Annotated in this window: 31 protein-coding genes and 2 riboswitches; of the genes, 26 read left to right on the top strand and 5 right to left on the bottom strand. The window is 34.7% G+C overall.

Annotated features, from left to right (window positions below):
* Window positions 1-541: 541 nt before the first annotated feature.
* From LRP83_RS15595 to LRP83_RS15530, 14 genes are all read left to right on the top strand, one after another.
* Window positions 542-1,210 carry a DUF4912 domain-containing protein gene (locus tag LRP83_RS15595; protein WP_230497610.1) on the top strand — a complete coding sequence of 223 codons (669 nt, stop codon included), beginning with the start codon at window positions 542-544 and terminating at the stop codon, window positions 1,208-1,210.
* Window positions 1,203-2,465, top strand: a complete 1,263-nt coding sequence (locus LRP83_RS15590) for a glycosyltransferase family 4 protein (protein ID WP_230497609.1) — start codon at window positions 1,203-1,205, stop codon at window positions 2,463-2,465. Before LRP83_RS15595 ends, LRP83_RS15590 begins: the two co-directional genes overlap by 8 nt.
* 16 nt (window positions 2,466-2,481) lie before the next feature.
* Entirely contained in the window at window positions 2,482-3,108 is a 627-nt protein-coding gene (locus LRP83_RS15585) for a hypothetical protein (protein ID WP_230497608.1), read from the top strand.
* Window positions 3,109-3,163: 55 nt separating this feature from the next.
* Window positions 3,164-3,313, top strand: coding sequence for a 50S ribosomal protein L33 (rpmG, locus tag LRP83_RS15580; protein ID WP_230497607.1), 150 nt, complete (start codon window positions 3,164-3,166; stop codon window positions 3,311-3,313).
* Between the two features lie 72 nt (window positions 3,314-3,385).
* A complete protein-coding gene (locus tag LRP83_RS15575; protein WP_230497606.1) occupies window positions 3,386-3,937 on the top strand; it encodes a 5-formyltetrahydrofolate cyclo-ligase in 552 nt (183 codons plus the stop codon).
* A 4-nt stretch (window positions 3,938-3,941) separates the two neighbouring features.
* A complete protein-coding gene (locus LRP83_RS15570) occupies window positions 3,942-4,730 on the top strand; it encodes a DUF92 domain-containing protein (protein ID WP_230497605.1) in 789 nt (262 codons plus the stop codon).
* A 16-nt stretch (window positions 4,731-4,746) separates the two neighbouring features.
* Entirely contained in the window at window positions 4,747-5,697 is a 951-nt protein-coding gene (locus LRP83_RS15565; protein ID WP_230497604.1) for an L-lactate dehydrogenase, read from the top strand.
* Window positions 5,698-5,785: 88 nt separating this feature from the next.
* The gene (gene yqgO / locus LRP83_RS15560) at window positions 5,786-5,980 is read left to right on the top strand and encodes a protein YqgO (protein WP_230497603.1); all 195 of its coding nucleotides are present in this window, start codon (window positions 5,786-5,788) and stop codon (window positions 5,978-5,980) included.
* An 81-nt stretch (window positions 5,981-6,061) separates the two neighbouring features.
* A complete protein-coding gene (locus LRP83_RS15555; protein ID WP_230497602.1) occupies window positions 6,062-7,585 on the top strand; it encodes a rhomboid family protein in 1,524 nt (507 codons plus the stop codon).
* A gap of 111 nt (window positions 7,586-7,696) precedes the next feature.
* The gene (locus LRP83_RS15550; RefSeq protein ID WP_230497601.1) at window positions 7,697-9,157 is read left to right on the top strand and encodes a spore germination protein; all 1,461 of its coding nucleotides are present in this window, start codon (window positions 7,697-7,699) and stop codon (window positions 9,155-9,157) included.
* 138 nt (window positions 9,158-9,295) lie between these two features.
* Entirely contained in the window at window positions 9,296-9,499 is a 204-nt protein-coding gene (locus LRP83_RS15545) for a YqgQ family protein (protein ID WP_230497600.1), read from the top strand.
* A 23-nt stretch (window positions 9,500-9,522) separates the two neighbouring features.
* Window positions 9,523-10,497: an ROK family glucokinase gene (locus LRP83_RS15540; protein WP_230497599.1), complete on the top strand. Its 975-nt coding sequence runs from the start codon at window positions 9,523-9,525 to the stop codon at window positions 10,495-10,497.
* 394 nt (window positions 10,498-10,891) lie between these two features.
* The gene (locus LRP83_RS15535) at window positions 10,892-12,754 is read left to right on the top strand and encodes an LTA synthase family protein (protein ID WP_230497598.1); all 1,863 of its coding nucleotides are present in this window, start codon (window positions 10,892-10,894) and stop codon (window positions 12,752-12,754) included.
* Window positions 12,755-13,059: 305 nt separating this feature from the next.
* Window positions 13,060-14,196: a YqgU-like beta propeller domain-containing protein gene (locus LRP83_RS15530; protein WP_230497597.1), complete on the top strand. Its 1,137-nt coding sequence runs from the start codon at window positions 13,060-13,062 to the stop codon at window positions 14,194-14,196.
* Window positions 14,197-14,240: 44 nt separating this feature from the next.
* Here LRP83_RS15530 and LRP83_RS15525 read toward each other — a convergent pair whose 3' ends face one another.
* Window positions 14,241-14,420: a DUF2759 domain-containing protein gene (locus tag LRP83_RS15525; protein ID WP_230497596.1), complete on the bottom strand. Its 180-nt coding sequence runs from the start codon at window positions 14,418-14,420 to the stop codon at window positions 14,241-14,243.
* Window positions 14,421-14,624: 204 nt separating this feature from the next.
* Between LRP83_RS15525 and LRP83_RS15520 the strand changes: the two genes are divergently transcribed.
* A complete protein-coding gene (locus LRP83_RS15520; RefSeq protein ID WP_230497595.1) occupies window positions 14,625-15,260 on the top strand; it encodes an MBL fold metallo-hydrolase in 636 nt (211 codons plus the stop codon).
* Between the two features lie 167 nt (window positions 15,261-15,427).
* Complete coding sequence (locus LRP83_RS15515; protein WP_230497594.1) at window positions 15,428-16,510, top strand: class I SAM-dependent methyltransferase; 1,083 nt, start codon at window positions 15,428-15,430, stop codon at window positions 16,508-16,510.
* A gap of 64 nt (window positions 16,511-16,574) precedes the next feature.
* On the opposite strand, the gene LRP83_RS15510 is transcribed toward LRP83_RS15515, so the two are convergent.
* Both LRP83_RS15510 and LRP83_RS15505 read right to left on the bottom strand, forming a co-directional pair.
* Complete coding sequence (locus LRP83_RS15510; protein ID WP_230497593.1) at window positions 16,575-16,820, bottom strand: DUF2626 domain-containing protein; 246 nt, start codon at window positions 16,818-16,820, stop codon at window positions 16,575-16,577.
* A gap of 83 nt (window positions 16,821-16,903) precedes the next feature.
* Window positions 16,904-17,605, bottom strand: coding sequence for a helix-turn-helix transcriptional regulator (locus LRP83_RS15505; RefSeq protein ID WP_230497592.1), 702 nt, complete (start codon window positions 17,603-17,605; stop codon window positions 16,904-16,906).
* Between the two features lie 204 nt (window positions 17,606-17,809).
* Between LRP83_RS15505 and comGA the strand changes: the two genes are divergently transcribed.
* The 9 genes from comGA to LRP83_RS15460 are packed head-to-tail and all read left to right on the top strand — an operon-like array spanning window position 17,810 to window position 22,528.
* Window positions 17,810-18,892, top strand: a complete 1,083-nt coding sequence (gene comGA, locus LRP83_RS15500) for a competence type IV pilus ATPase ComGA (RefSeq protein WP_230497591.1) — start codon at window positions 17,810-17,812, stop codon at window positions 18,890-18,892.
* A gap of 40 nt (window positions 18,893-18,932) precedes the next feature.
* The gene (comGB, locus tag LRP83_RS15495) at window positions 18,933-19,913 is read left to right on the top strand and encodes a competence type IV pilus assembly protein ComGB (protein WP_230497614.1); all 981 of its coding nucleotides are present in this window, start codon (window positions 18,933-18,935) and stop codon (window positions 19,911-19,913) included.
* Window positions 19,914-19,930: 17 nt separating this feature from the next.
* The gene (comGC, locus tag LRP83_RS15490; protein WP_230497590.1) at window positions 19,931-20,245 is read left to right on the top strand and encodes a competence type IV pilus major pilin ComGC; all 315 of its coding nucleotides are present in this window, start codon (window positions 19,931-19,933) and stop codon (window positions 20,243-20,245) included.
* 4 nt (window positions 20,246-20,249) lie between these two features.
* Window positions 20,250-20,687 (top strand): competence type IV pilus minor pilin ComGD, encoded by a 438-nt coding sequence (gene comGD, locus LRP83_RS15485; protein ID WP_230497589.1) that lies wholly within the window; start codon window positions 20,250-20,252, stop codon window positions 20,685-20,687.
* Window positions 20,674-20,994 carry a hypothetical protein gene (locus LRP83_RS15480; protein ID WP_230497588.1) on the top strand — a complete coding sequence of 107 codons (321 nt, stop codon included), beginning with the start codon at window positions 20,674-20,676 and terminating at the stop codon, window positions 20,992-20,994. Before comGD ends, LRP83_RS15480 begins: the two co-directional genes overlap by 14 nt.
* Window positions 20,945-21,409 (top strand): competence type IV pilus minor pilin ComGF, encoded by a 465-nt coding sequence (comGF, locus tag LRP83_RS15475; protein ID WP_230497587.1) that lies wholly within the window; start codon window positions 20,945-20,947, stop codon window positions 21,407-21,409. The genes LRP83_RS15480 and comGF overlap by 50 nt, the downstream gene beginning before the upstream one ends.
* A gap of 1 nt (window position 21,410) precedes the next feature.
* Window positions 21,411-21,794: a competence type IV pilus minor pilin ComGG gene (gene comGG, locus LRP83_RS15470; RefSeq protein ID WP_230497586.1), complete on the top strand. Its 384-nt coding sequence runs from the start codon at window positions 21,411-21,413 to the stop codon at window positions 21,792-21,794.
* Between the two features lie 8 nt (window positions 21,795-21,802).
* Window positions 21,803-22,306 carry a shikimate kinase gene (locus LRP83_RS15465; RefSeq protein ID WP_230497585.1) on the top strand — a complete coding sequence of 168 codons (504 nt, stop codon included), beginning with the start codon at window positions 21,803-21,805 and terminating at the stop codon, window positions 22,304-22,306.
* A 39-nt stretch (window positions 22,307-22,345) separates the two neighbouring features.
* Complete coding sequence (locus tag LRP83_RS15460) at window positions 22,346-22,528, top strand: YqzE family protein (protein WP_230497584.1); 183 nt, start codon at window positions 22,346-22,348, stop codon at window positions 22,526-22,528.
* Between the two features lie 77 nt (window positions 22,529-22,605).
* Here LRP83_RS15460 and LRP83_RS15455 read toward each other — a convergent pair whose 3' ends face one another.
* Both LRP83_RS15455 and LRP83_RS15450 read right to left on the bottom strand, forming a co-directional pair.
* A complete protein-coding gene (locus tag LRP83_RS15455; protein WP_230497583.1) occupies window positions 22,606-23,397 on the bottom strand; it encodes a YqhG family protein in 792 nt (263 codons plus the stop codon).
* A complete protein-coding gene (locus tag LRP83_RS15450; RefSeq protein WP_230497582.1) occupies window positions 23,375-25,063 on the bottom strand; it encodes a DEAD/DEAH box helicase in 1,689 nt (562 codons plus the stop codon). Before LRP83_RS15450 ends, LRP83_RS15455 begins: the two co-directional genes overlap by 23 nt.
* A 207-nt stretch (window positions 25,064-25,270) precedes the next feature.
* Window positions 25,271-25,368, top strand: a riboswitch (glycine riboswitch).
* Window positions 25,369-25,371: 3 nt separating this feature from the next.
* Window positions 25,372-25,451: riboswitch (glycine riboswitch) on the top strand.
* Window positions 25,452-25,529: 78 nt separating this feature from the next.
* Between LRP83_RS15450 and gcvT the strand changes: the two genes are divergently transcribed.
* Window positions 25,530-26,636 carry a glycine cleavage system aminomethyltransferase GcvT gene (gcvT, locus tag LRP83_RS15445; protein WP_230497581.1) on the top strand — a complete coding sequence of 369 codons (1,107 nt, stop codon included), beginning with the start codon at window positions 25,530-25,532 and terminating at the stop codon, window positions 26,634-26,636.
* Window positions 26,637-26,666 lie beyond the last annotated feature (30 nt).

Raw genomic sequence — 26,666 nt, 5'->3', positions numbered from 1 at the left:
GTTCTCGCGAACGCGCCTCCCGCCCAAATGGTTGTAAAGGTGCACGCGAGAAGTTCTCGCGGAACGCGCCTCCCGCCCAAATGGTTGTAAAGGTGCACGCGAGAAGTTCTCGCGAACGCGCCTATCTGACAAAACATGGTCATAATTCAATCAAAACGCCGAATGGCCGCTCCTTTGACTTATCTATATGCTTTTAGTTTGTTCTTAAAGGTCAATACTCTATAAAGTGGTACCTAGCCCCATGCTGTTTCCCTATTAAAGCATTTGTCTGATGATGACAAATTTCGAAGGAAATCTCTTTTTGTGTATTATATTGTCGCTTATTAATAACAGAGAACAAGAAAAAATGTCGAATACTACTCAAAAGAGTGGACCGAAAAATATTTTTTCGAGGCTGAGGATAAGTCTACCGCGAACAAGCAAATTACGACAAATTGTGTTCATTGTAGGAGTCAACGTTCAATGCTACCATTAAATTAACTGATTTTGGAATATTCGAAGAATAGAAGCATATACTTACTAGTTTTGAAGGAGGGGCGTCATGATTAACGAAATCGTTCAATATAGAAGGCATGGGATGTCCTTCAGGAAAATTGCAGAAAAATTAAATTCAACAGTTGGTAAAGTTCATTACCAATGGATTAAACATGGAATGGATGATTCAAATATAGAATTACAGACAACAAAAGATGGAATTACAAAGCAGATAGAAACAAATATTCAACCAAATAAAGAAAGTGACTCTTACTTAGTTACTCAATTGGTATCAAATCATAAATTAATTTCCAATTGGGAGATTGCCACTTGGCAAAAAAAATTATCAGCTTCTTATTTTGATCAAATTAATCAAGAGATTATTATATTACGTCTTTATGATGTAACTGATATTTATTTTAATGGCTCTAATGCTCATTCATCATATGAATTTCGACTAAAGAAAGATACAACCAACTGGACGATAAAGGGAATTAAACAAGGGAGAAGCTATTTGACTGAGATTGGCTACAAAGTTAATCAAAATCAATACTTTCCAATTCTTCGTTCAAATGCTGTTCATAATCTATTGGGCGCAGTAGAACAAAAGGACTTATTAAGATTTCAACATGATGCTTTCTATAAAGAACGTTTATTGCAACCTAAATGGACTAATAAGGTTAGTACGTATAGCTATTATGAAAATATCAATGAGGAGAATGAAAATAATGGTTAAGTTGGAAATGAAAGATAGGGAGATCCAGGATACTTACATTTCTAATCCAAAACGATTGACCATTCTAATGTTAACTTGGGAGTTCCCTCCGCATATTATTGGTGGGTTAGCTAGACATACGGAAGGTTTATCCCTTCAATTGCAGAAACAAGGTGTGGACGTGCATGTCATCACTACCAAACCAAATCATATGGTTTCAGCCTTTGAGGAATTTGAAGGGGTTAAGGTGCATAGGGTAGAGCCATTAAATGCCATGGATCCTCAATTTCTAAATTGGATAGGTGGGTTAAATTTAAGAATCGCTGAAAAAGCATTTGAGCTTTCAAGAGAGAATAAATTTCATCTCATCCATGCACATGATTGGCTAGTAGGTGAAGCGGCTCAAATCCTTGCAAAGGAATTAAAGCTACCTCTAATTACAACCATTCATGCAACTGAATATGGACGAAATGCCGGGATACATACAGAACTTCAAAACTTCATTCATAACAAAGAGCTGCAGTTAATCCAATCCTCTCAACAAGTGATTGTTTGTAGTGAATATATGAAGGAAGAGATTAGGGGAATTTTTCAAATTTCGGAAAGTAAGATGTCGATTATTCCTAATGGGGTTCAAATTGAGAAGCATAGGGGCGATGGCCATAGTTCCCTACATCCTATCTTGCAAAAGGAAAAACGAAAAATCATTTTTTCTATTGGTAGGCTTGTAAAAGAAAAAGGGTTTGACTTATTAATAGAAGCAGCATCTAAAATGAATAGAAAAGATATCTGTTTTGTTTTAGCTGGCAATGGACCAATGTACGAGGAATACGAACGCTTAATTAGACTACACAAACTTGAAGATGTCATTTATTTAATTGGATTTATTTCTGATCAACATAGAAACCAATTTTTTGAAAGGTGTTCAATGGCGATTTTTCCTAGTCGATATGAACCTTTTGGGATAGTGGCATTAGAAGCAATGACTTTTTCTAAACCGATTATTGTTAGTGAAACTGGAGGTCTTCGTGGAATTAATGAGCATTTAGTCACAGGTTTATTTATGAAACCTGATGATGTGGAAAGTCTCATAATACAAATAGAGATGATACTTTCAAATCCAAAAGTTGCTCAGAAGATGGCTATAAATGGGAAGGCTCTTGTTGAATATTACTATAGCTGGCAAAGAGTAGCGGAAATGACAAAACGACAATACGAGGAACTACAGTTGTTATTTTCTATTAATGAAGAATTGAATGGGATGTATATTAAATAAAAATAGGGTGAAGAGAATGAATACAATCTTCGAAAAAGAAGAGTCGAAAATGGCGGGTTATTTTTTACCACAACTACAACTGGTTATTGGAGTTTGGATCAATGGTCAAACGTATTGGCTCCATAATCAAACGGAAAAAATTATTACAAACGAAAAGCTGACTGTTAAGTTAAAACAAGAAAATATTTTTTCTAAGATAAGAAATAGCCATATTTGTATTACTAATCATGATGAATCAGAAAAAAACGTGATGATTGTCATGATGCATCGTTATCTTCATGCATCGAAAGATCATTTAGCCTTTATTTCTCCTACAGAACACATAATTTTTCATTTAGCTAATAAAAAGATATTTTTAGTAAATGGTCAATACGAAGGACAAGCTATTCAACAGGCAACAATCCAGCCGTTTTGGTCGATGAATACTGATTACATGTGGAGCTGTGAAAGCAAAGGAACATTAAAATATCAACCAATGGCAAAGGGGATAGCAGTAAGTATGTTTACGCTAAATCTATCCATCCCCTCCCATGAAACCAAAATTGCTTACACCTGGACCATTCAAGGAGAAGCAAAAAGTGAATTATTAAATGTAAATGAAGCCCTTTTAAAAAACACACTAGCATTTCCGTTGAAAAAGTGATATTATAGAAAAGTCGTAAAAACGTACTAGCTTTTATCGTTTGGAGGGAAATATAATGCGTGTAAATATTACGTTAGCTTGCACAGATTGTGGAGAGCGTAACTATATTTCGAACAAAAATAAGCGTAACAACCCAGATCGTCTTGAGCTTAAGAAATATTGCCCAAGAGAAAAACGCACAACTACACATCGCGAAACAAAATAAGCAGTAGGGCTATCCTACTGTTTTTTTTGTGCGTAAAATAGAAGGTAGAGAATAGGAAGGAGACGAGGGTATATGAACAAGAAGGAGCTTCGGTCAGTAGTATTGGGGGAATTAAAAAAACTGTCAAAACCTGAATATGAACAGTTTTCTTATGAGATTGCCAATCAACTATTTGCTGATGAATTATGGAAAAAAGCCAATACTATAGGCATTACTGTTTCAAATTATCCTGAGCTTGATACCTATCAAATTATTCGAAAAGCTTGGGAACAAAACAAACGGGTTGTTGTCCCTAAGTGTCAGCCAAAAAGTAAACAAATGAGTTTTCATGAATTAAAACAATTTACCCAACTAGATTCCGTCTATTATGGATTATTAGAGCCCATTGAAGCTCTAACTAAGCAGGTAGACAAAGAGGATATAGATCTATTGATTGTTCCTGGTCTTGCCTTCACAAATGAAGGATACCGATTGGGCTTTGGTGGAGGTTATTATGACCGGTTTTTAACTGATTATAAAGGAAGTACTGTTTCATTAGCCTTTCCAGATCAACTAAAGGAAAAACTCCCTATCGAAAAACATGATATACCTGTCCAAAAAATTATTACATACGAGAAGGCTTAACCCTATGTTAATGGATTTACTGATTATTTTTTTCATAATTATTATGGCGATTGTTGCAAATAAGGGTCAATCGCTTTCGAGATCAGGTGCGATCGCAGCAACCGTAGTAGGCGGACTCATTTATCAAGGACTTTACCTTCAAGGACTTTTGATTTTAGGTACTTTCTTTTGTACATCAAGCTTTTGGTCTTTTTATAAAAGTAAGTTAAAGAAAGATTTAGAAGAAAAACATGAAAAAGGGAGCAAGAGAGATTGGATTCAAGTATTTGCAAATGGTGGAGTTGCTGCTTTATCTAGCCTTCTTTATTACTTCACAAATGATGTCATATGGGTAATAGCCTTTTTAACCTCTCTTGCTAGTGCAACTGGTGATACATGGTCTTCTGAAATTGGTCCATTAAGCAAACGCCCTCCGCTATCTGTGAAGAGCTTTAAGGTAGTAGAAGCAGGTACTTCGGGAGCTATAAGCACTCTAGGAACCATAAGTGCCATTGTTGGGGTCGGAGTTATTACAATCGTCGGGATGTACGTTTTGCCGATTACGGCAAAAATGGCATGGATTATCTTTGTTTTTGGCATATTAGGTAATGGAATAGATACTTATCTCGGTGCTTATTTTCAAAGAACCTATCAGTGTAGGATATGTTTACTTGATACTGAAAAGCCGATTCATTGTAATGAGAAAGCTAGAAAAATAGGTGGGTCCACACTTTTAAATAATGACGGTGTTAATTTCCTAGCGGGTTTATTTGCCCCGATTTTTGCCATTCTTACATATCAGATTTTATTGTAAACAGGGAGGAAAAATCATGAAAAATCATGTTAATCGAGTGGCTCTAATAGGTACCGGCTCTGTAGGTTCTAGTTACGCTTTTGCATTATTAAACCAAGGCGTAACAGAAGAACTTGTGATGATTGATTTAAATAAGGAAAAATCTGAAGGTGATGCAATGGACTTAAATCATGGACTTCCTTTCGCTCCTTCTCGGACAAAAATTTGGTTTGGTAATTATTCAGATTGCAGGGATGCAGATATTGTTGTAATTTGCGCAGGTGCTAATCAAAAGCCAGGAGAAACTAGACTGGATCTTGTTGAAAAAAATACTATAATTTTTAAAGGAATCGTTGACCAAGTGATGGGGCATGGTTTCGATGGAGTCTTTTTAGTTGCAACAAACCCTGTTGATATTTTAACCTATGCAGTCTGGAAATTTTCTGGTTTACCTAAGGAACGAGTAATTGGTTCAGGAACGATCCTAGATACCGCCAGGTTCCGTTTCCTACTTGGGGAATACTTTAACGTTGATACCAGAAATGTTCATGCTTATATTATTGGTGAACATGGCGATACGGAGCTACCTGTTTGGAGTCATGCGGACATTGCGGGAACTTCGATTCAAGAATGGATGAAGAAGAAACCTGAATACAAGCAGGAACACTTAGACGAACTTTTCCTAAATGTAAGGGATGCAGCATACCATATTATTCAACGTAAAGGTGCAACCTATTATGGTATTGCAATGGGATTAGTTCGATTGACCAAAGCTCTTCTTCAAAATGAAAACTCTGTGTTAACCATTTCAGCATATTTAGACGGTGAATACGGACAAAAGGATATCTACATAGGAGTACCAGCGGTAGTAAACCGATCTGGTATTCGTGAAATTGTTCAGTTGAAGCTTAATGAAGAGGAAACAGAAAAATTTAACAACTCAGTCAATGTCCTGAAAAAGACTATGTCCTCGGTTCTTTTACAATAGCTCCCCAAGTAACCAAAATTAAGATATTTTTAAAACTTTTGGATAAAACTTACCCCTCCATCTCAAACTAAGAACAGGAGGGATGTCTATGACAAAATTATTTTCGTCCATAATTATGATTGGTACACTTGGATACACATTATATCGTTATCGTTATCGTTTAATGAATCTAGTTTTAGGTACTGGTTATTTACGAAGAGTTCTAGTGCGCTCGATGATGAGCTTACCGGGTATAAGAAAAAGAATGATGAGTGTTGTATTCAATGGACCGTCCAATTGGTAAAGACCAAGGACGGTCTTTTTTTCGTAAATTAGTTTATAATGAAGGGGTTGGCCCAATATTTATAAAGGAGGCGTATTCCGTTTGGAGGAGGAATATACTTTTTGGACGTTAGCGCATTATTTTGTCAAGGATGAAAATTATCGAATTCTGCATATTTCTAAAGAACAAAAAGAAATCTGGTTAGAGAATCCTGACTCCAAGGAACTTCCAATTATTAGATTGATAAACTGTATTTTAGATTGGAGTAGTTGGTTGGAAAGAGATCTTCAGTTAACAGGGATGAATGGAGAAAATATTAGAAAGCAAAAATTTAAGAAGAATTTACATATTTTAAATATATATATTAGTCCTAATTTACCAGTCGATGACTATGAGCACAGACTTAGCCAGCTAGGTCAATTTAATCAGACACATATTCAGGTTTTAATAATGTCTAGAGAATCTTACCAAACTGTAATAGACAAACTTCAAATGATTTTTAATAAAAGGATCCCTATAGCTAGAGAGATTGAACATGAAATTAGTCCTATTCAAATAGATAATTTAAAAAAAGAAACACTACAGCTTTCAGTAAAGAAGGTCCAGACTGAAAAAAACATTTTCACTTTTGGAAAACCCATAATGACCTATGTTTTTATTGCTGTTCAGATCTTTATTTTCCTATTGTTAGAATTTAACGGAGGAAGTGAAAATTCATCGACACTTGTGGAATTTGGAGCGAAATTTAATCCTTTAATATTAGAAGGTGAATGGTGGAGGTTTATTTCTCCTATTTTTCTGCATATAGGCTTTCTCCACCTTTTAATGAACACATTAGGTCTATACTTTTTAGGTACTGCTGTTGAAAAAATATATGGTAGCTTTCGATTCCTATGGATTTATCTGTTTGCGGGAGTTATAGGATCTATCGCCAGCTTTGCTTTTAGTCCCAATCTATCAGCAGGAGCAAGTGGAGCTATATATGGCTGTTTTGGGGCTCTTCTATATATGGGACTAATCTTTCCGAAATTGTTTTTTCGAACATTAGGAAAAAATGTTATCACGATTCTTGGTCTAAACATTATTATTAGCTTTACAGTACCAAATATAGATATGGCTGGACATCTTGGTGGTTTAGTTGGAGGGTTTGTGGCAACGGGGGTAGTTCATTTTCCTAAAAAGAAAAAAATTGGAAGCCAAGCACTATTCTTCTTTATGAGCCTTGTATTAACAATATCATTATTGTTTTATGGTTTTAATAGACCCGCTGCATTTCAAAGTGAGGATTCCATCCTACAATTAGCACAGGAATATGTAAAAGAAAAAGAGTATGAAAAGTCGTATCAACTACTTTTTGATTACCTGGATGAGGGACGTAATCATTCGGAATACTTTTATTTTCAATTGTCTTATGTTGAAGTTCAATTGAAGATGTATGATGAGGCTAGAGAGCATTTGGTGAAGACAATTAACTTAAAACCTGATTTTCATGAAGCTCATTTTAATTTAGCTCTAGTTTTACTTCAGCAGCATGAGTATGAAGCAGCAAAAAAACATGCAAAAAGGGCTTTAGATTTAGCTCCTGAAAATAAAAATTATCAAGAAATATTTGAAAGCATTCAATAATATATGAAAGATATTTAAAGTAATATGAATTCCATTAGAAGTATGTTTTGACATCCCCTTGTCTATGATGTTGATGATAATTATGTTTGATATAGGCTTGGGGTGCGAAAGATGGACAGTGGAAAGAGAAAAGCAGTTAGTAAAAAAATTAAGGAAAATCTTTTATACTTAAGAGAAGAGCTTGGTGTCGATAAAAGCTTCGACGTCATTCAAATTGATACTTTTTATGCTGAACGTGAAATGGCCCTCTATTTAGTAGATGGGTTTGTAAAGGATGACATTTTACATTATTTAATGAAACTGTTAGCTGATTTAACCAAGGAGCAACTAGAAGAGCATACACTTGAAAAATTACTAAAAACATACATCCCTTATGTTGAAGTGGAATCAACTGATGATTTAAATCAGGTAGTGAATTCTGTTTTAGCCGGTCCAACAGCACTTGTTGTGGATGGGGTTGATAAAGTAATTTTAATTGATGCACGTACGTATCCTGTAAGAGGACCACAAGAACCCGACATCGAAAGGGTGGTTAGAGGGTCAAGGGATGGTTTTGTTGAAACACTGGTATTTAATACCGCCTTAACTAGAAGGAGAATCCGTGATCGAACGTTAAGGATGGAATATTTACAGGTGGGTCGTAGGTCTAAAACAGATATTGTGGTCTGCTATATTGAAGATATTGCTGATCCTGATTATGTGGCTAGGATAAAGGAGTCTATTACTAAAATTGATACCGATGGCTTACCGATGGCTGAAAAAACCGTCGAGGAGTTTATTGAAGGACGACATTGGAATCCATATCCAATGGTTCGCTATACCGAAAGGCCTGATACGGCAGCCTCACATCTTTATGAGGGTCACGTTTGTATTATAGTAGATGGGTCTCCCAGTGTTTTAATAACACCTACTACCTTTTGGCATCACATGCAGCATGCAGAAGAATATCGAAATAAGCCGTTAGTCGGGGCTTATTTAAGATGGGTTCGATTTATTGCTGTTTGGGCATCGGTATTCATGTTGCCATTATGGTATCTGTTTGCCGTGCAACCCAATCTATTGCCGGATGCGATTTCATATATTGGGCCAAATGATTCAGGAAAAGTCCCTTTATTTCTTCAATTCTTAATAGTAGAAATTGGAATAGATGTACTCCGAATGGCTGCTATTCATACCCCCTCAGCACTTGCAACTGCTCTAGGCTTAGTGGCAGCATTAATGATTGGTCAAGTTGCTGTTGAGGTCGGTTTGTTAACAAATGAGGTCATGCTATATTTAGCTATTGCAGCTATTGGAACCTTTGCAACACCTAGCTATGAAATGAGTTTAGCAAATCGAATTTTTCGAATTGGATTACTAACTATTACAGCTCTTTTCCAAACATCAGGTTTCATCGTAGGTGTCTTCTTTTGGATACTTGCTTTAAGCAGGATGAAATCATTCGGTGTTCCATACTTATGGCCGTTTATTCCATTTAATCCACGTGCTTTAAGAGATGTTCTTTTTAGATCGCCAATACCTTTAAAAAATCGTCGACCTAAAATATTGCATCCTCAAGACCCCGACCGTTAAGATACGATCACTCCTTATTCAAGGGATAAGGAGTTTTTCTTTTTAATCAAGACCTATATCTATTGAGATAGATATCCTTTTTGTTTATACTTTAGGAGATTGCTGCGTTTATCATTTCACAAACTCGAGGGACAATCTATGAAAACAATATATGACATTCAACAATTTCTAAAGCAATATGGAACAATCATTTATGTAGGAAGCCGTTTGGCTGATTTAGAGTTAATGGAAGAGGAATTAAAGGATCTTTATCAATCGCAATTAATTGAAACGCAAAAATTTCAAAATGCCTTATTTCTGTTAAGACATGAAATACAAATGGAGAAGGAAAAAAAGAAGTAAAAGTAGTAGGAAAAGGTGATCATATGACAGAAAAATGGATAGTTGGTGTCGATCTAGGAGGCACAACAACAAAGCTCGCATTTATCAATACATATGGAGAAATTATTCACAAATGGGAAATATCAACAGATAAAGAAGAGGATGGAAAATACATCGTTATTAATATAGCTAAAGCTATCGATCAAAAGCTTCAGGAGCTTGATTTAACTAAAGATAAATTAATCGGCATAGGAATGGGAGCACCTGGACCTGTAGATACGAAAACAGGTGTTATATATAATGCGGTTAACTTAGGCTGGAACACACATTTTCCATTAAGAGATATGCTAGAGGTCGAAACATCCTTACAGGCAGTAATTGATAATGATGCTAACTGTGCAGCTCTAGGTGAGATGTGGAAAGGGGCAGGGAATGGTGCTAAGGACCTTGTCTGCATTACTCTTGGCACTGGAGTTGGTGGTGGAGTTATTGCAAATGGTCAAATTGTGCAAGGCGTAAGTGGGGCTGCTGGAGAAATTGGACATATAACATCTGTTCCAGTCAATGGTGCACGTTGTAATTGTGGGAAGACGGGCTGTCTAGAAACGATTGCTTCTGCTACAGGGATAGTAAGAATCGCATCAAATATGCTTGAAAATAATACATCATCTGGTGAATTAATGGGGATTTATCAGAAAGAAGGACATGTGTCAGCTAAAAATGTATTTGATGCAGCTCGAAATGGAGATAAAATAGCTAATAGTGTCATTGAAGAGGTTTCATTTTACTTAGGGTTAGCACTGGCTAATATTGCAAATACATTAAATCCAGAAAAAATGGTTCTAGGTGGCGGCGTGTCAAAGGCAGGTCAAATTCTTTTAAATCCAATCAAAGAAAACTTTGGTAAATATAGCTTTCCTAGAGTAAAAGAATCAACGGAAATAGCAATTGCCACTCTTGGAAATGATGCCGGTGTCATTGGTGCTGCCTGGCTAATAAAAAATAATATTAGTAAATAATTTACGAAAACAAGGAGTTTCCAGTTTATATGGAAACTCCTTGTCGTTTTTAGTCTTCACTTTATGTCGAACTTTGGTTATAGGATTTATTTCACAAACTAATCGTTGGTTTGATACAATAAGACAGCCCCATATCCAACAAAAGAAGTATTTTTTATGAAGTTGGACAATTTTGAAACATAAATGGGTTTCAATCGTCTAATATGTGGGGAATAGGAATAGCGATATATATATATAACAAGTTTAATTTATTTTCTTGAAGCACAGTTTGATTTTTTATAAAAAAAGTATTAAGATATTGTTTGATTGTTTTATAGATATCCATAATTTACAAAATTTTCACAAAGGGAATAAAAAGATTCCAACTGTTTTTTTACAGGGAGGGTATTAGGGTATGCACAAAATAAATTTGCCAAAGGTATCTTTAATTGCAATCGTAACTGTGATGCTATGGCTGAAAACATATATTGTCTACCAAACTAGCTTTGACATAAAAATAGAAAACTGGAAACAAGAATTTATCTTGTTTATAAACCCATTAAGCTTTTTAATGTTTGTTTTTGGTATTGGCCTTTTAATGAAAGAAAAGAACCAAAAACGATTTATTGTCGTCACAAGTTTCTTTATTTCGGCCATTTTATTTGCTAATGTTGTTTTTTATCGGTTTTTTAATGACTTTTTAACAATTCCAGTACTTTTCCAAACCTCAAATATGAGTGATCTCGGTAGTAGTGTAAATGAGTTATTAAATCTAAGTGACTTATTATATTTTGTAGACTTTTTTATTTTAATAGTACTTGTTAAGTTCAAACCGAGGTTTGTTCAATATCGTGAGTTTTCTAAAACTAACCGTCGTGCCTTTTTACTAATTGCAATAGCCATTGCGTTTTTTAACTTAGGCTTAGCTGAAACTGAAAGGCCACAATTATTAACCCGTACCTTTGATCGTGAAATGCTTGTGAAAAATATAGGAACATATAATTATCATATTTATGATGCCTTTTTGCAGTCTAAATCTTCAGCTCAGCGCGCTTTAGCGGATGGCAGTGAGTTGGCTGATATCGACAACTATGTTCGTGCAGGCTATAACAAACCTAATGAAAAATTATTTGGTAGGGCAAAAGGAAAAAACGTTATATTAATTTCTTTAGAATCAACTCAGAATTTTGTCATTAATCAAAAGGTTAATGGTCAAGAAATTACTCCTTTTTTAAATGAGTTTATTAAGGACAGTTATTACTTTGAGAATTTCTACCATCAAACTGGTCAAGGTAAAACCTCTGATTCAGAATTTATCGTCGAAAATTCTTTATATCCATTAAGTCGGGGGGCTGTATTCTTTACCCATTCTAGTAATGAATTTAATGCAACACCTGAAATTTTAAAACAAAATGGCTATTTTACAGCTTCATTACATGCAAATAATAAAAGCTTTTGGAATCGTGATATTATGTATAAGTCATTAGGTTATGAACGATTTTACTCGATGACTGATTATGATATTCGTGAAGAAAATTCAGTAGGCTGGGGTTTAAAGGATAAAGACTTCTTTGAACAGTCGATTCAGCATTTAAAAGCAATGCCAAAGCCTTACTATGCAAAACTCATTACGTTAACTAATCATTTTCCGTTTGAAATTCATGAGGAAGATAAATTTATTGAACCATATGACTCTTCAAGTAATACTCTTAATAATTACTTCCCAACCGTTCGATACCAAGATGAAGCTTTAAAACACTTTGTACAACGTTTAAAAGATGAAGGGTTATATGAAAATTCGATTATTATACTTTATGGAGACCATTACGGGATATCTGAAAACCATAATAAAGCCATGGGACAATTTTTAGGATCTGAGGTCACACCGTTTGTTAGTACACAGCTACAACGAGTTCCCTTAATCATTCATATTCCAGGTCAAAAAGGTAAGACAGTTTCAACTGTTTCTGGTCAAATTGATTTGAAACCAACCCTCCTACATCTGTTAGGAATTGATACGAAACAGGATATTGAATTTGGATCTGATTTATTTTCTAAAGATAAAATGGAATTTACTGTATTGAGAGATGGAAGTTTCATTACGAAGGACTATGTGTACACTCGTGAAATTTGTTACGACAAAAAGACTGGTGAACCAACGGATAATAATTTGTGTGAACCATATTTGGAAAAGGCTAAAAATGAACTTGAATTTTCAGATAAAATCATTTACGGTGATTTACTACGATTTTATGAAGACACTAATGCTATTAAATAAAAGCAAAAAGAGCCTATTACCTTAAGGCTCTTTTTTGCATTTTTTCTTTTTATCGACATATATTTTATATGATGGCCAATTAAATTTACATTCTGGAGTTAATTAATAAGGAAAAGAGGGATAGCTTGTCTTTCACTAAATAAATCGATAAAATAATTTCATTGCAAAAAGGATATCATTGAAAAAGCTGAGATTATCAGGCTTTTTTCATTTTTCGTGATAAAATGGATGAAAGTTGAAACATATGTGATTAAGAAACGTACTAATTATCATACAGACAAAAATGGGGGTGACAGGAGCTGGAAATGATTAACAAATTTATATATTTGATTATGGTATTTTTCCTTTTTCTTGTTTCCCTCATCCTTTTAACAAGTTGTAATTCGTATGATAAGAAATCAGCTTTACACGGTTTATCAAAAATTAATTCGATTCAAATTCATAAAGAATCCCCGCCTACATCTTTTTTTCAAGATTTATCTCTGCCTGTTTCTATTCCAAAAGGTGAATTTAGTATGGTAATAGGTTGGCTTAATGATGAGGAATTTGTCTATATGACACGGTTTTCTGAAGGTGCAAATCTTTACCGATATAGCTTGAAGAGTGGAAGTAGTAGAATTTTATATGAAAGCGAAAATCCAATTGTTTCAACTTTAATTAGTCCTGATCAAACAAAAATACTCATACACTCATCACCATCTACTTATGAAGGGCAAATGAATATAATTGACATTGATGGTGAAGAGTTGTTTGCCAAAGAATTTCCATCCGTAGAAATGGTTTTCGAATGGAACCAATATCAATCTGAACAGCTTTTTATCACTGCCTTTAAAGAGGATTGGAGCTTTACAAATTATTTTTTAAATATGTCTAAAATGGAATTAAAGGAAATTGGAGTTCGAAAGCCTTTTGCAAAATGGACTGGTGAAAGTAAAATGGCTTTTTTAGATTGGAATGAGGAGGATATTTCACTATTGTCTCCCCTCATCCAAAAGGAGTTTGGAAAAGAGGAAGTTTTGTTGAAAGAAAACGTTTTTCAATTCGATACTTTTTTGGGGAAAATATTAACCATTACAGTGGATTCGATTGAGAATCAAGCGACCTATCAATTTTATTCAGAGAATGTAGTGGAACAGGTTTCCTTTAAAACACCAGTATTATCAAGCTATTCAGGATGGCTACTACCTAATTATGAAATGACATCTGATCAAGAGACATTTCTAACGATGGTGCCATTAAAAAGTGGAGATGCTGATACGTATCGTGAGGGATTTCAATTCATCTCGGTAAACACAGAATCGGGGGAAAAAGACGTGATTTTGGAATCTACTGACAATGTTCCTTTTACATGTTCACCTAATAAAAGCTTATGTTTAATGGGATACCAGTTTGAAACGTTATTTAATATACAAACAAAAACAATGAGTTCACTTTTTCGATAGTGTATAAAGGAAAAAAGGACTGCAGATGCAGTCCTTTTTTAGTATTAATGTACAGTTGGAAATCCGTGGTTAATAATTGTCATAACAGTAAACCAACCAAAAACTAGAAAAGATCCGCCACCAAAAACTATTCCAAGCAAATTTTTATTCTTTAAGGCAGTAAATGCTCCGATTCCAGCTAAAATCGTTACTAAAGCAAAAATTATCATTAAACCCCACATCATTTATCCCCCCTTTAAATAATAAGTAGTTAACAGCTATTTTAATAAACTAATTCATATGTAACTAAATTTTACATTCATTTATTATTTTATATTTTTTTTTATTATTTGTCGAGGTAAAAAAAATGATACTCAATTCCAAAGTGGTCATTTTATTATATTCGTGTAAAATAAGAATTGTAATTTCTTTTGAAGAGGTGAAATAGGATGAAATGGTCTCGACTCCCTTTAGGACCAATACAAACAAATTGTTACGTGTTGTCAGAAAAAGATGGAACTTGCTTAATTATCGATCCAGGTGATGAAGGAATTAAATTAAATAATTGGTTAAAAGAAAAGAAGCTTACACCAATAGCGATACTTCTCACACATGCACACTTTGATCATATCGGAGCTGTTGATTTTATTCGAGATAGCTTTAAGATTCCAGTTTATCTACATAAGAGGGAATCTAAATGGCTTAATGACCCTTCCTTAAACGGTTCGCAAAATTTTATGATGATACAACCTATGAGAGTAAAGGCTGCTGATCAATTAATTGAAAAAGAAGAACTACTTACCATTGGTGCATTTCAATTTCAAGTACTTGAGACTCCCGGACATTCTCCTGGTAGTGTTTCTTTTTACTTTGAAAACGATAAGCTAGTTTTATCTGGTGATGCGTTGTTTCAGGGGAGTATTGGAAGAACTGATCTTGCAGGCGGGGATGGCAAGCAGCTAATCAAAAGTATCCATGACAAGCTCCTTACGCTGCCAGAAGATACACTTGTACTTTCAGGTCATGGCCCAGAGACAATCATTGAGGATGAAATGAATTCTAATCCATTTCTTAATGGGTTTTAATTTTGAAGCAAGTGCCAAGGAAAATAGAAAAACCCTTCAAAAAAGAAGGGTTTTTCTGGGGGATATTCTATTCATAATAATGGGAGGGGATATAGTTAAGCTACTATCTTAACAATATAATAAAGTAAACACTGTGTCAATGATGGAAACTTGAAAAAGGTGATATTTTGCAAAATGTAATTATAGAAAAAATCAAACAAGCACCAAATCAGATAATAAATTATGCTGAATTTATCGAACTGGCGTTATATCATCCAACAATGGGCTATTATATGCGAAATCAAGTGAAGATAGGTAAAGATGGGGATTTTATTACGTCAAGTAATATTTCTGATATTTTTGGTTTGATTTTTTCAAAATGGTTTTTAAAGCAAGTAAAAGAAAATAACATTGTACCATCAGTTTGTGAAATTGGAGCTGGAAATGGCCGATTTGCTAAAGCGTTTCTTGACTTTTGGAGTAAGAATACAGATATACCCTTAACGTATTATATTGTTGAAGCTAGCCCTTATCACAGACAGCTACAACAAGCTATCCTTCCCAATGGTGAAAATGTATTTCATGTTGAGAGTGTCACGCAACTAAAGCCTTTTGATGGTCTGATTATTTCTAACGAATTGTTTGATGCGTTGCCTGTCCATGTTATTGAAAAACGGAATGGTCAATTATTTGAGGTAATGGTGGGATGGGACGAAAAGGGGTTTATAGAGCACAATGTTCCGTTATTTAATCCAATCATTCAAACGTTTATTGATGAACAGAACATCACATTAGTAGAAAACCAACGAATCGAAATTCCATTGCAAATGGAATCTATGCTGAAAACAATATCTACTTCAATTGAAAAAGGTCTAATCGTTACAATTGATTACGGATATACAACCGATGAGTGGAAGAGTCCTGCAAGAAAATCGGGCAGTCTAAGGGGCTATCATAAACATCAAATGATTTCGAATGTATTATTGCACCCCGGTGAAATGGATATAACCCACCATATCCATTTTGATGCCTTAATTAATATTGGAGATAAATTAGGGTTAACCTTTATCCTTAAAAATAGGCAGGATGAGTTTTTAGTCGCGGCAGGGTTATTAAAAGAGCTAGAGGATAATTATGATTCCAATCCTTTTTCTGAAAAAAGTAAACATAATCGCGCCATTCGAAGCTTAGTCATGCCAGGGATGAGTTCTTTTTTTGATGTTGTGATTCAACAAAAAGGCATAAATCTTACAGTTGATTGTTTGTTTTGAACTAGAGGAATCCTTAATTAAGCAAAAATAAAAAAACGGTGGATATCCCACCGTTTTTTACTTTTTAATGCCCACCAACACCAGGTGTCATCATAAATGTTGTCCAATACGTAAAGCCAGCAAAGAAAACTGTTAAGTATGCTCCGAAAACGTATATGTACATACGCTCAGAAAGTCTTAAATAACTTAACAATAGGAAGAATCCTGTTTGACATAAGAAAATTAACGACGTAGTGTGCATATGACCTAAATAAAACATAACTGTAAAAATCCCTGTCCAGAAGCCTAATACTTTGAACATATTATCCATGGATATCACCCCTTTAATCCTAATAAGTCCATCATGTAGTATTATAAATGAAAGGGATTCAAAAAGTAAATAACAGATTCAAACTACTTTGCAATTAATGCTTGATACGTACAAGTATGACAACCAGAAATCATGTTTTCACTCTCGATGAGTTCAACGTTATCAAATAATGCTTCAAACATTCCTCGTAAAAACTCATGGTGCATATTACATACTGTTTCAGAATGATCAACCGCAACTTCTTTAAATGGACAGTTAAAGATTTTAAAGTAGATTTTTGTTAATTCCCCATTTACTTCGAACTCAGGATAGAATCCAGCTAAGGTTGCAGCATTCTTTAATATGGTTAGCTTTTGCTCAAAATTTAATTCAGTTCCATTTTGCCCTTTTCTAGTAATTTCTTGTTCAACAATCTCCATCCCAAAGCGTTTTCCCGTTAAGAATAAAGCTTTTTTTCCTTCTTCACCAAGGGTTAACATTGTTTCAATCGCAACCTTGGAAAGCAGCATATAGTCACGAAATGGGAAGTGTAGCTGGATAACATCATCAGATAAACGATATAATCTGCTTGGTCTACCACCTTTACCCGTTTTCTTTGTTTCTGAAATTAGCATATTAACGTCCTCGAGCTTTGATAAATGAAGTCTCGCAACGTTTGGGTGAATATTAAAATTATCTGCCACTTCTTGCACTGTTACTTCCTGGTGCCGTTTTGTAATGTATTGATAAATATAGTAACGTGTTGGATCAGATAAAACATTTGTTATTTTTAATGTTTGTTCCATCTCGTTTCACCTCTTACCCCCATAATTTAGCTTCATTATAATACTTCTTTAGTTTTCTTGTAATGTAGTTAACAATATAAACACTATATGTTTAGAAAATGTTCACAAATTTATTTGTTATTGTCAAAAAATAGACACAATTGAACAGTTATTGGTAAAGGTGGTGGTGAGTAACTGTCGAATTATAGGAGTAGAATAAAAAAGGTGGTGATATTTATCAAAAGCTCGATTGAGCAACTGGCAGATCGAATCGTTTCCGATGCTGCCCGAAACCAAGCATCCGATATTCATATTATTCCCCGTCAACAGGATACACTCATTCAGCTACGAGTAAACAACAACATTATTCCGCAACAATCCTTGCCAAAGGATGAATGTGATCGACTTGTCTCCCATTTTAAGTTTATGGCCAATATGGATATTGGTGAAAAAAGAAGGCCACAAAGTGGCTCCTTTGTTTGTTACGTTAATAGTAAAGCTTATGGACTTCGCTTATCTACATTGCCCTCTAATAGTAGTGAAAGTCTCGTCATCCGTTTATTGCCACAGCAGGACCAGATTCCTTTTTATCAATTATCTCTTTTTCCCAATATAACGAGAAAACTTTTGGCATTATTAAAGCATGCCCACGGATTAGTCATCTTCACAGGTCCCACTGGTTGCGGTAAAACTACTACACTTTATTCCCTACTAAATGAAACCGCTCATCTTTTTCATCGAAACATCATTACTTTAGAGGATCCAATTGAGAAATATTATGATGGTGTTCTACAGGTGCAGGTAAATGAAAAAGCAGGTATTACTTATGCAACTGGATTAAGGGCTATTTTAAGACATGACCCAGATATCATTATGGTGGGGGAAATAAGGGATGCTGAAACCGCTCGGATTGCTGTTCGCGCAAGTATGACCGGTCATTTAGTTTTAAGTACCATGCATACCCGAGATGCTAAAGGGGCCATTTACAGGCTTAACGAATTTGGAGTTAATTGGCTTGAAGTTGAACAGACGATAGTGGCAGTAACTGCACAAAGACTTGTCGAACTATCTTGTCCCATTTGTAAAGGGGAATGCTCGCCCTTTTGCCAAACATTTGGACGAGGAAAAAGAGCAAGTGTGTTTGAATTATTATCGGGAAAAAATTTAAATGCGGTGCTAAAAGAAGCGAAAGGTGAACTTGCAAGCGTCAATTATCGAAAATTAAAGGATGTTATCAAAAAAGGAATTGCGCTTGGCTATATTAAAGAGGGCGAATATGAGAGATGGGTAAGTGACACAGATGGCTAAAGGTTGGTCACTACTCGAGCAGGGGAATTTTTTGAGAAAAATGGGTGAACTTTTGGAACGAGGTTATTCCTATTCAGATGCTGTTGAATCTCTTATTTATCAAATGCCAGTAAAAAGGCATATGGAATTGAGAGCCTGTTTAGAGCAACTTAAAGCTGGTCAACCTCTTCATATAGTTTTAGCAACATTGAAATTCCAGAAGGACTTAATTGGTTATATTTACTTTGCGGATAAACATGGGGGCATGTTAGAAGCGATATCCGAAGGGAGTAAATTAACACTCCATAAAAATATATCAATTGAAAAGTTAAAAAAAGTGATCTTGTATCCAGCATTTTTGTTCTTCATGACAAACATTCTCTTTCTTTTTGTTGAGCGAACGTTACTACCACAATATTTTAATTTGTACGATTCAATGGGGTTAGAGGTTAATATTTTTACAAAAGTTGTTTCAGCCTTTGGAACTTTGCTTCCATGGATTACTGTTTTCTTCCTCCTATCAGTTGTAATGCTCCTAATTGTTTATTACTTATATTTTATTAAGCTCCCCATTCTTAACCAACGTAAATACTTATTGAAAATTCCATTTATTGGTCCCGTCTTAAGGTTAATTCAAACTCAATATTTTACGTTACAGTTAGGTTACTTGCTTTCTGGGGGTTTATCCGTTCATGAATCCTTACAGCTATTTGAAAGTGCTCCTCGTAATTTATTTTATCGAGATATAAGTATCATTATTAATGGAAGGCTTAAAAGAGGAGAGGATCTCCCTCAAATCTTGATGCAGCTACAATTCTTTGAAAAGGAACTGCCAGTAGTGGTAAATCATGGACAAACAAACGGGAGACTGGAAAGAGAATTGCTGTTTTTTAGTAAAAGCTGTCTCAATAAGTTGGAAGAACGAATAGAAAAAGGCTTAAAACACATGCAACCAATCCTTTATGCAGTAATTGCTATACTTGTTATTTCAATGTATTTATCAATTATGATTCCCATGTTTCGATTATTAAATGGAATATAATTCTGGAGGGATATTTTATGAAAAATCAAAAAGGTTTTACATTAATAGAAATGATGATCGTACTTATGATTATATCAGTACTACTAATTATTACTGTTCCAAATGTTACTAAGCATAATGCGAGCATTAATAATAAGGGCTGTGAGGCGTATATCAAAATGGTTCAGGCTCAAGTTCAAGCCTATGAAATGGATAAGCAAGAAGTTCCGACTACTATACAACAATTAATAGATGCAGGTTATTTGAAGTCAAATAAATCAACTTGTGGAAAAGATAAAGTATTAACGATTTCACCTTCTGGCGAGGTTACAAAATCAGATTCTTCTAGTTAACATCGTGGGCAGTAGAGGTTTTACTTTAATTGAAACATTAGTTGTCCTATCAATCGTTGCAGTGATTTCTTCTATAACTATTTTTCAAATTAACCCCAATAAAAATATGTTTGACCATCACCTTTTTCTTTCTCAATTGCAATCTGATTTTTATTTTGCCCAACAATATGCCATTTCCCATCAACAAGAACTGACAGTTGTTTTTGACCTGCAACAAAAAAGGTATTACATTAGGGTGAAATTTGATGGTGGTCTTACAATTGTAGAAAAACAGTTTCCTCCAAAAATATCCGTAAAATATGGTTCCTTACCTTTAACGTTTAAGATATTGCCTGATGGTAATGTGAGTCATTTCGGGTCCTTATATATTTATATCAATGGAAAGGAATATAAATTGACCTTTCTATTAGGAAAAGGAAGATTTTATATTGTGGAAACATAGAGGCTTCTTTATGGTCGACCTACTTTTAACATTATCTGCATGCATATTGATTAGTTCTACTATTTTACCAATGGTGATTCAGCTTATGAAAGAGTCTACAGTAGAGAAAGAAAGGTATGCAGCAACAGTTCTGTTATATGAAAAGCTTCATGAATTATTAATTGAAAACCAATTACCAGTAAATCAAACAATAGTAAAAAATGATAAACAGTACGAATTCATACCAAGTCTTGATTTGAAGGAGGTCTGTATTCAGTTTGAAAATCGCAACCAAAATAAACAAAAGGTATGTGAATTTCTGGAATAGTGGATTTACTTTAGCTGAAAGCTTGATGGGGTTAGCAGCCTTTTGTTTGCTTGCAGCTCTACTACCCTTATCTTTTCAAGTGTTTAGTAAAGTTGACCAGGGGAATTCACGATTACAAACGATGCAATGGGAAGTTTTCTCAAGTCAAATAAAAAAGGAAATTCGGATGAGCCAGAAAATTAACCCACAGGTTAATAAGTTATTATTAACTAGAGATACTGATTCGATACTCTATGAAAAATTTGGTACCAATGTTCGAAGAAGAGTGAACTTGACCGGCAATGAAATTCTCTTGCAAAATGTAAAAAGTATTCAATTTGATTATATTAAAAATGGAACAATCGTAATGGTAGAGGATATTTGGAGTAAAAAGTACTCATTTACGACTAGATCCTACATTAACACAACACAATAGGATGTTGAAAAATGAAAAAGGATTCACCTACCCGTTTGTATTAATGATGATTATTTTATTTTGCCTTTTCTTTACGTATCACGTTCAATTTTATCTATCTGAAAAGAAATTTTTCCATGAATCTGCAAACATACTAAAGCAGGAATACTACATGCATACAGCCGTAAAAAAAATTGAAACGGCATTGAAGAGTAATCTTCTTTCGCCTGGTTTTGGAAAATATGATTATCAAACTGGACAAGCTATATTTCGAGTAGAATCCTACTCTAGTAATTTGCTTAAAATCACAATCACTATTAAGCTAAATACATTAGAGGAAATTGTCGGATATGCATACTATGATATCAATCAAAAGAAAATGACAAAATGGGTGGAAAGAAACTAGGTGACTTCATGAAAAGTATTTATTTAATTGGTTTTATGGGTTCAGGAAAAACAACCATTGGGAAAGCATTAAGTCTTTCCTTAAACCTACCTGTTATGGATAGTGATGAGGAAGTATCTCGTCTGACAGGTAAAACGATTGTGGAAATATTTGAAGGAGAAGGAGAAGTTGGTTTTCGTACATTAGAAACCAAATGTTTGAGAAACCTACCTGTTGAGAATTTCATCATTACTACCGGTGGTGGAATTGTCCTAAAGGAAGAAAATCGACAGTGGATGCGAGAAAATGGGAAGGTTGTCCTTTTAGATGCATCCCCAGAAGAGATCTTGAAAAGACTTGAAGGTGACAAGACCCGACCGTTATTAATAGGGGAAAAAGAGACAAAGGTAGTAAAAATATTAAGTGAACGGATGCCTTTATATTTAGATGCAGCAGACGTTATTATTGATACAACTGATAAATCTGTAGAAACCATTGTCGAAGAACTTATGAATAGACTGAAATTTGTATAATTGGACATACTGGTAGGTAGAGGTAAGGAAGGTGTGTCCATGAAGACAAACGATTATGTAAAGTATCTCACTCAAACGGTTGTAAAGTATATTGATCAACCAAAAGAGGAGAGAGACAGAATGAAAATGGCTAGGAAAGGGGAGAAGGAACCTTTTTTATATAAATGGTTTGGTATTCTTCCCTACTTATTTTATTATAGTATAAAAAAAAAGAAGCAGTAAAAAGGAGCAGACAAATGACTGCTCTTTTTTTGTCTAACTGCAGCGCCTAGCCCGATAAGGCGCTTGCGCTTTTCTTGTTATATAGCTTTTTCCGTTAAATAAAACAGCCCACCATTAATAATGGAAATGTTTATTTTCGGTTCGTACTGTTCTTTTAAAGCTTGCTTTTCCGTTTCATAGTTTTCGCTTTTTTCTTCTACCTCTTCATAAAAATGGTCTAACAGTTTTAAATCCTTATTCCAACGTTCAATTGCCGCTTTTGCCCAGGAATGGTCCTCCTGGTCTAATTGCTGACGAAAGTAATTTTCAATTCTTGTAATCCCACTTCGTGGCTTAACAAGTGGTGATAGAGTAAAAGAATAATCTGGGATTTTAGGTGTAAGCTGCATATTTTGTAAGTGATCATAGAATCCTTCAACCATTTGACCGTTTATTAATTGAAGACCAATTGAATGAAATAGATCTCGTTTTCTGTCACATTGATACGAGATTTTTACATTAAGTCCTAGCCAAGGCAAAAGTGGAACTTGCTGCTGATTAACCTTGTGATTCTCATATAGCCTAATATATCCTGCTAACCTTTTCGTTGATTCAAAAATTTGATGAAGACGAGGTGATCCAAAATGAATATGTTCACCTTTTAATTGTTCGGGAGCCTTTTGACTATCGGTAATAAGCGTTAACCTCATTGGATTGGCTATTCCACCTGTTTTTTCAAGATAATGCCAATAAAAAGGGCGGTTCATCAACTCCTTGTCCATCTCAACTGATAATTGAACAATTAAATATCCAGGACCGTTTTCGATAATTTCGCAATGGTTAGATTGAAAATATTTCTCTAAAAAATTATGAATTTCCTGTTGCTGCATGAACTTGCTCCCCTTTCATTTCTTCAGCAAATTGAATCATTGCTGTTAAATTATCCATTTTTATACGCATTTCTCCTTCAGTGCTTGATTGGCCAAAAATGTCGATTAAATGCTCCTCAATATTTCCAAATTCTAAGCGGGTTAAAATATCATCAAGATCACCGATAACTTTTTCGAATAGTTCTATCTTTTCATACAGAAGCTTTAATATATGCTCTTCAACTGTATTCATTGTGGCGAAATTGTATATTTTTACGTCCTTTTCTTGTCCAAGTCGATGGATACGTCCAATCCTTTGCTCGAGACGCATTGGGTTCCATGGTAAGTCAAAATTAATAATATGGTTACAGAATTGTAGGTTGATTCCCTCACCACCAGCTTCAGTTGCAATAAGAACCTGGACATTTTTTTGAAATAGCTCTCTCATCCAGTCTTTTTTCCCGCGTTTAAAGCCACCACGAAACGGAACAGAACTAATTCCATGTTGTTTTAAGAACCATTGTAAATAAAGCTGTGTAGCACGATATTCGGTAAAAATAATTACTTTATCTTCAATATGCTGAATTAACTCAAGCGCTTTTTTTCCTTTTGAATTGGTTGTAACAGCTTCTACTTTTTTAATTAAGGAAAAAATTTGATCCTGAAATTGCTGAGAAGGATTTTCCTTTCGTTGAAGCATGTTTTTTAGTGTATAGAATACGGCTTCACGACTACTACAAGCTTCTCTTTGCAATGTCATAACGGAGAACTGGCTGGACCCTAACCAATCACCTTCATTCCGTAGATTTGTAACCGATTCATATAAGTCTCTTTCTTCTTTTGTAAGTTCAATAGCAATTGTTTCGACTTGTCGTTTTGTCCATTCAATACCGGTATCACTTCTTCGATTTCGAATCATTACTTTATTTACCAATTCTTTTAAATGCTCATCATCCTGTAAGGAACGAGAATCGCGTCTATATTTTTCAAAGAATGCTGATTCATTTCCAAGATGACCTGGTTTAAGTAAAGAGACTAAATTGAATATCTCTTCTATCCGATTTTGGATCGGAGTGGCTGTTAATAATAGACAGAACTTTTTCTTTAAGTTCTGAACAAATTCATAGTTTTTGGTTTTATTATTTTTTAGTTTATGTGCTTCATCAATGATAATTAAATCATAGTCTTGTTTAAAAATAATATCGCGGTGCGGATTGCGCTTCGCGGTATCGATAGACGATACAACGACATCAGCTTGCTCCCAAACATAGCTCTTTCTTTGAGTCATGGCAGGTATGTAAAACTTCGTATTTAATTCAAAAGCCCATTGCGTTACTAAAGAGGCTGGTACAAGTATGAGAACCTTTTTGACAAGACCCCGAATCATGTATTCTTTCAAAACAAGTCCAGCTTCAATAGTTTTACCTAAACCAACCTCATCAGCTAGAATTGCTTTACCATTCATATTTTCTACGACTTGTTTAGCGACCTCTAACTGATGTGGCAAAGGGGTTAACCCTGATAAGTGGTTAGGGGCTTGTAACCCCTCAAACTCAGGGATAACAAGATGCTTTTCAACCTCAACCGCCAATTTAAATAGCTCCCAATTTCCCCACGGACCATCTTGTTCCATCCGATTTATAAATTCATCCTGCCAGGTGTTATCAAACTCTATTTGAACCGTCAATTTTATCATCTCCTTTTCCTAAAAAAATTGCTTGTTTATCTTTTAGAAAGCGGTTTCTTTTTTTAATAAAATCATTGCCCAATTCCTTTTTTTCATGTAGGATGATAATAGCTTGGAAAGTTTATAAAATTGTAAGCAATCTGAATAATTTATTACGCTTTTCATGTTATTTTAGTATGACCAACTTGGAAAATTTTATAAATGCGAATGAAAACAAGGGGAGAGACTGCATTTGTGGCGCCGAAGGAGCAAACAATGATGAATTTCGTTGTGAATCTCTCAGGCAAAAGTACTCTTGTTGGACGCGCCTCTGGAGAGAGCTTTATTTAGATTTAAGCCACCAAAGGGGAAAACCTTAATTGGTAAACTTTCAGGTGCAAGGACAGAGACCTTCTTTAACTAAAAAGGGGGTTTTCTGTCCTTTTTTGTGAATTTTAGTACCTAGTAGAATCAAGGAGGATGAAGTATGTCAGAATTAAAACGCACTCCGTTATTCGAAATTTATAAAGAATACGGTGGCAAAACAATTGATTTTGGTGGCTGGGAGCTCCCAGTTCAATTCTCGAAAATTCAGGATGAACATGAAGCAGTTAGAACAAAAGCAGGTTTATTCGATGTATCCCACATGGGGGAGTTTGAAGTAAAGGGATCTGACAGCTTAGCATACTTACAAAAAATGATGACGAATGATGTATCAAAATTATCGAATGGTGGTGCCATTTACACAGCCATGTGTTTTGAAAATGGTGGTACTGTAGATGATTTATTAATCTATAAAATTGAAGATGAACACTATTTACTAGTAGTAAATGCTTCTAATATCGATAAAGATTACAAGTGGTTAGAAGACCATCTTGAAGGAAATGTTACATTAATCAATTTATCCGAACATACAGCTCAGCTTGCTTTACAAGGTCCGCTTGCTGAAGTGGTGTTACAAAAGCTTGCTGGTGACACAAATCTAGCTGAAATAGGCTTCTTTAAATTCCAACAGGAAGTTCAACTAAATGGGAAAAAGACATTAGTATCAAGAACCGGCTATACAGGTGAAGATGGCTTTGAAATTTATTGTGATCCTAAGGATGCTATTGCTCTTTGGAAAGAAATTTTAGAGGCAGGTAAAGAGGAAGGTGTCCTTCCTTGTGGACTAGGCGCACGTGATACATTAAGATTTGAGGCAAATCTAGCATTATATGGTCAAGAGCTATCACCAGAAATTACTCCATTAGAAGCTGGGATTGGTTTTGCCGTTAAGCTTAAAAAAGAAGCTGATTTTATCGGTAAGGATGTTTTACTTCAACAAAAAGAGAATGGTCTGCCACGTAAAGTAGTTGGAATTGAAATGATTGATCGTGGAATACCTCGTCATGGATACCCAGTTTATAAAAATGATGAGTTAATTGGTGAAGTGACAACTGGTACTCAATCTCCAACATTAAAGAAAAATATTGGTATGGCTCTATTAAAGCTAGAACATACGAATTTAGAAACTGAAGTAGAAGTAGAAATTAGAGGGAAACGTTTAAAAGCAGTGGTTGTTCCAACTCCTTTTTACAAGAGAGCTAAGAAGTAAACGAATTATTTACATAAGGAGAGATAATAC

This window comes from Pseudoneobacillus rhizosphaerae, from assembly GCF_917563885.1.
Lineage (GTDB): Bacteria > Bacillota > Bacilli > Bacillales > Cytobacillaceae > Pseudoneobacillus > Pseudoneobacillus rhizosphaerae.
This window is presented reverse-complemented; position numbering and strand designations above follow the sequence as displayed.